Source organism: Lujinxingia vulgaris, from assembly GCF_007997015.1.
GTDB classification, from domain to species: domain Bacteria; phylum Myxococcota_A; class Bradymonadia; order Bradymonadales; family Bradymonadaceae; genus Lujinxingia; species Lujinxingia vulgaris.
The window spans coordinates 1-1,658 of sequence record NZ_VOSM01000027.1; the positions used below are offsets into that span (position 1 = coordinate 1).

The window sequence follows — 1,658 nt, forward strand, 5'->3', positions numbered from 1 at the left end:
TTATATATCCGTATAAGTTCGTTTTCCAGGTTCGTGAACCGCCCAAAAAGTTCGCGTAGACCGCCCAAAAAGTTCGCGTAGACCGCCCAAAAAGTTCGCGTAGACCGCCCAAAAAGTTCGCGATAGCGCCATAACCCATTGTTTTATAAAGGGCGATATCGCCTGGAATCAGAATCTATAGAAGTATAGAAATCGGAAAATCGCCTCTCATAGAGACTTCAGTGAAGGGTAGACTTCCCGCAATCTGTCCCCGAAAGTACCCCTAAGCCTTTGATTTTCCTATGACCGGCCTAACAGGGAATCGGTGTGCGCCTCGACGGCGCACGAAGACATGGGCGCAAGGGGCCAGGATAGGAGCTGCACTAATACGAACGGACGGCATCGAGGCCACGCCCATTGCTCGGCAAAGACGAGCAGGGCGATCCGTTCCAGCCATATCCGGCACCTCTTGCCGGATTTCAGAAGTTCCTTACCAAAATCGCGCAGGATTTTGCGTAGGGGTACGCAACTGGCAGGCTGCGAGCAGAGGATTCTTAATCAGTGGGTCAGGACTGAATAGCCTGGCGTTTGGCTGGACGGCCACCTTTGCGCCCATTGTTCCGGGCGGCATTCGCCTTGGCCGCGCTGCGTGTCCGTCCGCCCTGGGCGCCCAGCTCCGCAGCCATCCAGGAGCGCGAGCCGAATTCCCCGCTGAGAAGGCCGGGAACGTAGATATCGGCATCGAGCGCGGGCCAGTGTAGGCCCAGGCCACTCGGGGTAATCTCGATCTCGGAAAGCGCCGCCGCGTCAGCTCCAGCCAGGCCCTCCAGCAAATGCACCGGAACTGTTAGCTCAATGCCAGTGTGCAGGCTGACAACCAGGCGATCCGCTTTCCGGTCATAGCGGGCGGCTGTGGCATAGCCATGCTGGCGCACGGCGGCACTGGCGGCCTCGGCGCGGGCAAATTCCTGTTCAGTAACGGCCATGAATCTCACTCCAATGCTGGCAGAGGTTCGACAGGTGGCCGCCCAGATCCCGCAGGATGCGGTTCACTTCCGGACGGGAGAAGCCATAGACCTCCCGAAGCTCTGGCGGGCCGTCCGGACAGTTCAGGACGCACACCGCTTCGCCGTCTGCCCCAATCACATGCACATGGGCGGGACGATGATCGCTCGGGTAGATCACCACCCGTAACCCATCCAGTCGAAGAACAGTCGGCATTAGGATAATATAGTAGAAACCCAAGCGCTTGGGAAGATGTGAGCTAGGGGTGTATCATTCATAATCGGTTTCCGGTCGTGAGTGAGCGGATTTTGACCAGGGATGAGGCCGGGGTGTCTCACCAGCTATGAGGCGAGGGCAGCGATGAACGAGAGAGATCAGGAAGAACTCGACGCCATCAACCAGGAGATCGAGGACAGCTACAGCCAACCGGCCGAGGAAGGCGAGATCATTCGAGCTGTGATGAGAGCCGTTCGAGATTCCGGCCAGGCTGCGAAGTCTCACCTTCGAGAAGGACGCTCGATTGTCTACAGGGAAGCCGAGACCCCGAAGGGCTGCATGGTCCGCGAGTATCCGAGCGGGCGGCGTGATCTGATCCGTATCGTTGAGGGGGAGACGATAGAGGACTGGCGGGAAGAAGTCGCCGCCGAGTTGGCGCCGCGCGACCCGTCATGGTG

Annotated in this window: 2 protein-coding genes and 1 pseudogene; 1 reads left to right on the plus strand and 2 read right to left on the minus strand. The window is 58.6% G+C overall.

Translation table 11 applies throughout. The features are described 5' to 3' along the window. Positions 1–545: 545 nt before the first annotated feature. Positions 546–965, minus strand: coding sequence for a DUF2442 domain-containing protein (locus FRC98_RS20720; protein ID WP_146983490.1), 420 nt, complete (start codon positions 963–965; stop codon positions 546–548). Next, positions 952–1,200 (minus strand): DUF4160 domain-containing protein, encoded by a 249-nt coding sequence (locus FRC98_RS20725; protein WP_146983491.1) that lies wholly within the window; start codon positions 1,198–1,200, stop codon positions 952–954. The genes FRC98_RS20720 and FRC98_RS20725 overlap by 14 nt, the downstream gene beginning before the upstream one ends. Before the next feature lie 144 nt (positions 1,201–1,344). Between FRC98_RS20725 and FRC98_RS20730 the strand changes: the two are divergent. Then, positions 1,345–1,658: pseudogene (locus FRC98_RS20730) on the plus strand (hypothetical protein); the annotation flags it as partial.